This is a genomic window from Sulfuricaulis sp. (genome assembly GCF_049587675.1).
In the GTDB taxonomy this organism is placed as follows: Bacteria; Pseudomonadota; Gammaproteobacteria; order Acidiferrobacterales; family Sulfurifustaceae; genus Sulfuricaulis.
Map to the genome: position 1 here is coordinate 1 of NZ_JBAVEJ010000004.1, position 5771 is coordinate 5771.

Annotated in this window: 5 protein-coding genes; 4 read left to right on the forward strand and 1 reads right to left on the reverse strand. The window is 64.8% G+C overall.

Annotation, left to right across the window (positions count from 1 at the left end):
• Both WB402_RS00070 and pgm read left to right on the forward strand, forming a co-directional pair.
• The coding region (locus WB402_RS00070) for a DUF3459 domain-containing protein (protein WP_424204566.1) at nt 1-785 on the forward strand (785 nt) is incomplete at its 5' end.
• A 58-nt stretch (nt 786-843) separates the two neighbouring features.
• The gene (pgm, locus tag WB402_RS00075) at nt 844-2487 is read left to right on the forward strand and encodes a phosphoglucomutase (alpha-D-glucose-1,6-bisphosphate-dependent) (RefSeq protein ID WP_424204568.1); all 1644 of its coding nucleotides are present in this window, start codon (nt 844-846) and stop codon (nt 2485-2487) included.
• A gap of 115 nt (nt 2488-2602) precedes the next feature.
• Here pgm and pgi read toward each other — a convergent pair whose 3' ends face one another.
• A complete protein-coding gene (gene pgi / locus WB402_RS00080) occupies nt 2603-4237 on the reverse strand; it encodes a glucose-6-phosphate isomerase (protein WP_424204569.1) in 1635 nt (544 codons plus the stop codon).
• A gap of 813 nt (nt 4238-5050) precedes the next feature.
• On the opposite strand from pgi, the gene WB402_RS00085 reads away from it, so the two are divergent.
• Together WB402_RS00085 and WB402_RS00090 are read left to right on the forward strand one after the other, a co-directional pair.
• Nucleotides 5051-5299: a hypothetical protein gene (locus tag WB402_RS00085; protein ID WP_424204570.1), complete on the forward strand. Its 249-nt coding sequence runs from the start codon at nt 5051-5053 to the stop codon at nt 5297-5299.
• Nucleotides 5284-5771 (forward strand): NAD(P)-binding domain-containing protein (locus WB402_RS00090; protein WP_424204571.1); only part of this gene is annotated, 488 nt, incomplete at its 3' end. The genes WB402_RS00085 and WB402_RS00090, both read left to right, overlap by 16 nt.

The window sequence follows — 5771 nt, forward strand, 5'->3', positions numbered from 1 at the left end:
CGCAAGATCTGTACGCCAGCCGCACGCCGCTCCGAAGCGTCAACTACATTACCTGCCACGACGGCTTCACGCTCTACGACCTCGTGAGTTACAACGGCAAGCACAACGAAGCGAACGGCGAGGACAACCGCGACGGCAACAACGACAACCTTTCCTGGAACAGCGGCGCCGTGGGCGCGACCGACGATAGCGCGATCCTCGCGCTGCGCGAGCGCCAGGCGAAGAATTTCATGGCCATCCTGTTCCTGAGCCAGGGCGTGCCGATGATCCTCGCCGGCGACGAGGTGCTGCGCAGCCAGCTCGGCAACAACAACGCCTACTGCCAGGACAACGAGATGTCGTGGTTCGACTGGGGCCTGATCGAGGCCCGTGGCGACATGCTGCGCTATACGCGCGAGCTGATCGCGCTGCGCAAGCGCCATCCGAGCCTGCGCCGGCCGCGCTTTCTTACCGGTCGCCCGGCGCCCGGCGCGGCGGTGCCCGATATCGTCTGGCATGGCGAACGCCTCAACCAGCCACCGTGGCACAACGGCACCGCCCGGCTGCTCGCGTTCACGCTGGCCGGGGCGAGCGCCGGCGAGAAACCGTTGCACGTGATTCTCAATATGTCGGACGAGCCACGCACCGTCGGTGCCCCGCAGATCGAGGGTTGCCAATGGCGGCTGGCCCTCGACACCGCGCTTCCCTCGCCACAGGACATCGTGCCGCCAGACCGGCAAAACGAGCCGGCGCGTAGCGAGTACGTCGCTCAGTCCCGCAGTGTCGTTGTCCTGGAGGCGCACTGAATGTTACGGTGAGCAATCGCATTTAAACGACGCAACGCGCCATCAAGGAGCACACTCGATGTCCATCCATCCGCTCGCCGGCCAGCACGCGCCACCCGCGATGCTCGTGAACATTCCTCGCCTCATCACCGCCTACTTCAGCGAGCGCCCCGACGCCTCCGACCCGGCGCAGCGCGTGACGTTCGGCACATCGGGCCATCGCGGTTCCGCGCTCAATAGATCGTTCAACGAGGCGCACATCTTCGCGGTGACCCAGGCGATCTGCGACTATCGCAAGAAGCAGGACATCAACGGCCCGCTCTTTCTCGGCATGGACACGCACGCGCTTTCGGAGCCGGCGTTCGTCACGGCGCTCGAGGTACTGGCGGGCAACGGCGTCGAGACAATGATCGCGCACGATGGCGGCTACACGCCGACGCCCGCGGTGTCGCACGCCATCCTCGCCTACAACCGCGGTCGCGCGACCGGCTTTGCCGACGGCGTCGTCATCACGCCTTCGCACAATCCTCCGGAGGATGGAGGGATCAAGTACAACCCGCCGCACGGCGGGCCGTCGGAAACCGCGGTCTCGGCCGAGATCGAGAAGACCGCGAACCGCCTGCTCGCTCAGGCCCCGAAAGACATCAAGCGCCTGCCCATCGCGCACGCGCGGCGGGCGGCGACAACGCACTCTCACGACTATGTCAGCGCCTACACCGCCGATCTCGCATACGTGCTCGACATGGACGCAATCCGCGACGCGCGCCTGCGCGTCGGCGCCGATCCCTTGGGCGGGGCGGGCGTGGCGTATTGGACTCCAATCGCCGAGCGCTACGGCCTCGACATCGAGGTCGTCAACGCGAACGTCGATCCGACGTTTCGCTTCATGCCTCTCGATTGGGACGGGCGCATTCGCATGGACTGCTCGTCACCCTACGCAATGGCCGGCCTGATCGCGCTCGCCAAACGCTTCGACATCGCGTTCGGCAACGACACCGACCACGACCGCCACGGCATCGTCGCACCCTCGTCCGGCCTGCTCAACCCGAACCACTACTTGGCCGTGGCGATCGACTACTTGTGCACCCACCGTCCCGGCTGGCCCGTGGCCGCCGCGATCGGCAAGACCGTGGTCAGCTCGAGCCTGATCGATCGCGTGGTGGCCGCCCGCGGGCGCCGACTCGTGGAAGTGCCCGTCGGTTTCAAATGGTTCGTTCACGGCCTGCACGCGGGCAACCTCGCCTTCGCCGGCGAAGAGAGCGCCGGCGCTTCGTTCTTGCGAAAGGACGGCACCGTTTGGACAACGGATAAAGACGGATTGCTCCTCGGTCTGCTCGCCGCCGAGATGCGCGCCACCACTGGGCGCGACCCCGGCGAGCTGTATCAGGCGATCGTGCGCGAGCACGGCGCGCCGTTATACGAACGCACGGACGCGCCGGCCGATCGGGAACAAAAGGCGCGCCTGGCGAAGCTCACCCCCACCGACGTGCGCACCTCGACGCTCGCCGGCGAGCGCATCGAAGCCGTCCTCACGAATGCGCCGGGGGACGGCAACGCGATCGGCGGCGTCAAGGTGATCACCCCGAACGGCTGGTTTGCCGCGCGTCCGTCGGGAACCGAAGCGGTGTACAAGCTGTATGCCGAGAGCTTTCTCGGGCCCGAGCACCTGAAGCGCATCCAGGCGGAGGCTCAAACGCTCGTGGACGTCGCGCTGGAGGCTTGATTTTATTGCCGTGAACCGCCAAGCCGCCACAGGATACGTGCGCGAATGCCTACTATTGGATTTTTGAAAGTCGAGCGGTTGGGAAAGGCTTTGACCACGTCCGGATTCAGGTCCTTTATCGTTTCCGTGCACGATAGCGCCGGATCAGCGCATTGGTGGAGCTGTCGTGCGCGAGCGCGGGTTCGGCGCGGCTGTCGAGCTCCGGAAGGATGCGTTGCGCGAGCGCCTTGCCGAGCTCCACGCCCCATTGATCGAAGGGGTTGATGTTCCAGATCGAACCGGCGGTGAAAACGTTGTGCTCGTAAACCGCGACGAGCTTGCCGAGCGCGGCCGGCGTGAGCCGGTCGAGAAGCAACAGGTTCGAAGGGCGGTTGCCCTCGAAAACGCGGTGCGGCACGAGCCAGTCGGGCGTCTGCTCCGCACGCACCTCCTCTTCGGACTTTCCGAACGCGAGCGCTGCGGCCTGCGCGAAAACGTTGGCCAGCAGGATGTCGTGATGGTTGCCGACTGGATTCAACGGCTGCGCGAAAGCGATGAAGTCGCACGGAACGAGTTGCGTGCCTTGGTGAATCATCTGATAAAACGAGTGCTGGCCGTTGGTGCCCGGCTCGCCCCAATAGATCGGTCCGGTCGCGTAATCGACCGTCCGGCCGTCGCGCGTGACGTGCTTGCCATTGCTCTCCATGGCGAGCTGCTGCAAGTAGGCCGGGAAGCGTTTGAGATATTGCTCGTAGGGCAGTACCGCGACCGTCTGCGCGTCGAAGAAATTCGTGTACCAGACCGTGAGCAGCCCCAGGAGCGCCGGCAGGTTGCGCTCGAGCGGCGCCGTGCGGAAGTGCTCGTCGATCGCGTGGAAACCGTCCAGCATCGCGCGGAAATGCTCGGGGCCAATCGCGATCATCGTCGAGAGACCGATGGCGGAATCCATCGAGTAGCGTCCGCCGACCCAGTCCCAGAAGCCGAACATGTTCGCGGTGTCGATGCCGAACTTCGCGACTTCCTGCGCATTTGTCGAGACGGCGACGAAATGGCGCGCGATCGCCGACGCGTCGCCGCCTAACCGCGCGAGCAGCCATTCCCTGGCGGTGCGGGCATTGGTCATCGTCTCGAGCGTGGTGAACGTCTTGGACGAAACGATGAAGAGCGTCTCCGCGGCATCGAGGTCGCGCACGACCTCGACGAAATCCGTGTCATCGACGTTCGAGACGAAGCGGAACGTCATGGAGCGGTCGCTGTACGCCTTGAGCGCCTCGTAAGCCATGACCGGACCGAGGTCCGATCCGCCAATGCCGATATTAACGACGTTGCGGATGTGTCGGCCGGTCGCTCCCCTCCACTCACCCGCGCGAACTCGGTTGCTGAGATCGGCCATGCGGTCAAGCACCGCGTGCACGTCGGGCACCACATTCCGCCCTTGATGAAAGATGGCTGTTCCACGCGGCGCACGCAGCGCCGCATGCAGGACGGCGCGTCGTTCCGAGACGTTGATCTCGTCGCCACGAAACATGGCGTCAATCCGCGCGGGAAGCCGTGCCTCCCCGGCGAGCCGCACCAGCAGCGCGAGTGTTTGATCGGTGACGAGGTTCTTCGAGTAATCGAGGTAGATGCCCGCCGCCTCGAGGACCATGCGCTTGCCGCGCTGCGGATCGTCGCGGAACAGGCCGCGCAGGTGCCATCCGCGCACCTCGCGCGCGTGCGCGTCGAGCGCCGTCCATGCGGGTAGGTCGCGCAAAGTAGTCGTCTCGGTCATGACGTTTCCTCCGGAAGATGCGCGCTCGCCCGGCGCGCGCCTTGGCTCTCGGCGGCACGCTTGGTGTCGATCTGCCTCATCAGCGCGTGTGCTCCAGTTAATCCGAGAGCAACCTTGCGCTAGGCGCGCAGGAAAGTAGTTCGGAAATGGTTTCGAACTCGTCCGGATTCGGGATTGTTATCGGTCTGGCACGGGTATCCAGCGGTTGTGGCGACGCCGTGAGACTGCGCTAGTCTGCTGGCAAACATGCGCAGCGGTGCCTTCCTTGAGCTGTGCGGACTTGCGTGTATTCCTTGAATTCCCTGCGAATCGCGCTTTGATTACACGCCACCTGGAGCGCCGCAGTCAGCGTATCGCCCGCCTGCGGCGTTGCGCGCCCACCCAATCCGCCGCGAGCGCGAATGCGTCGGCCCCCTCAACGGGGCGTTTCCACCGTGCTCCAGCACATGCCGGGCTTGGTTCTGCCCGCCTGGGCGTCGCGCGCGATTGTCCACAGCGCCGGCGCAGGCGCTTCCACGCGGTCCCGATTTGGACTCGACATATTCTGGCGGTCGGTCGCCAACTCGGATAGGGACAACCTGACCACCTGCATCCCGCTGTTCTTCATTCGCGACCTGATTAGACCAAAGGCCAACCTTTTGCTGACCACTTGTCTTTGGAGCGCGAGTACGCTGCGCCCTGCACCGTTTGGTCGAGCGCAACGCGCTCAACGCCGAATCCAATTACGAGAGCCGACGGATTGGAGGTGCACAACGGTTGTCGGCATTACCTTTTTCGGGGCATCGGCCCCGACCTTAATCGGAGGGAAACAACATGAGGCTGATGGGCGAGGACAAATACCGCGTCTGGCGGATATACATGGGCGGTTCCGCGGATGCTTTCGATCGCGGCTGGCTTTCTGTCCTCCAGATCCTGGGCAGCAAGCCGCTGGAAAACGGCGCGATGCCTTCCCTGAGAGGCGCGCGCAGGAATGGCGCTGGCGAAGTTCATTCCTTCGCCGATAGGGACCCGTCGCATGAAACCGTTCCTGGCAAGGAGGATACGTCATGCAGCTCGGCATGATCGGATTGGGAAGAATGGGCGCCAACATGGCGTGGCGCCTGATGGCCGGCGGACACGATTGTGTCGTGTTCGACCGGGATCCCGGTAACGTCGCGCGCCTGGCCGCCGAAGGCGCCGTCGGCTGCGGATCGCTCCCGGAATTCATCGGTAAACTCGCCAAGCCGCGTGTCGCCTGGATCATGGTGCCGGCCGGCGAGATCACGGAACAAACCGTCGAGGCGCTGGGAGAGATCATGGAATCCGGTGACATCATCGTCGACGGCGGCAATACTTATTACAAGGACGACGTCCGCCGCACCCGGGCGCTTGCCAGCCGGGGCATCCACTATGTGGACGTCGGCACCAGCGGCGGGGTCTGGGGACGCGAACGCGGCTACTGCCTCATGATCGGTGGCGAGCGGGACGTGGCTGCCTGCCTCGATCCGATCTTCCAAACCCTGGCGCCGGGCCGCGCCGCCGCGCCTCCCACGCC